Source organism: Ciceribacter sp. L1K23, assembly GCF_018122705.1.
In the GTDB taxonomy this organism is placed as follows: domain Bacteria; phylum Pseudomonadota; class Alphaproteobacteria; order Rhizobiales; family Rhizobiaceae; genus Allorhizobium.
In genome coordinates, this window is record NZ_JAGRRC010000010.1 from 1 (window position 1) to 527 (window position 527).

Genomic DNA, 527 nt, shown 5'->3' on the forward strand with positions numbered 1-527 from the left:
TATCGGGGATATATTCAAACAAGGTTGGTGGCGGTTCGCCCGGCGCACGCCCGGTCAGATAGCGCGAGTAGTTTTCGATACCAGCACAAACGCCCGTCGCTTCCAACATCTCAATGTCATAGCGTGTGCGTTGCTCAAGACGTTGCGCCTCCAGCAGGCGACCGCCTTTTTCCAATTCAGCAAGTCGTTCCTTCAATTCGGCTTTTATGGCTTTTATGGCACCGTTCAACGCCGGGCGCGGGGTGACATAGTGGGAGTTGGCGTAGATTTTGACTGACTTCATATCGCCAGTCTTTTGCCCGGTGAGCGGGTCAAACTCAGTGATAGCATCGATTTCGTCACCGAACATCGAGATGCGCCACGCTGCATCTTCCAAGTGAGCCGGGAAAATTTCAATGGTATCGCCGCGCACGCGGAAAGAGCCACGGATAAAGTTGATGTCCTGACGGCGATATTGTTGCGCCACAAGGTCGGCCAGCAATTGGCGCTGATCAATGCGGTCACCAACCGACATTTCAAAGGTCATG

Annotated in this window: 1 pseudogene; it reads right to left on the reverse strand. The window is 53.7% G+C overall.

Going from position 1 to position 527, the window contains the following annotated elements:
• Positions 1-527, reverse strand: a pseudogene (locus J5J10_RS22325) (excinuclease ABC subunit UvrB); the annotation flags it as partial.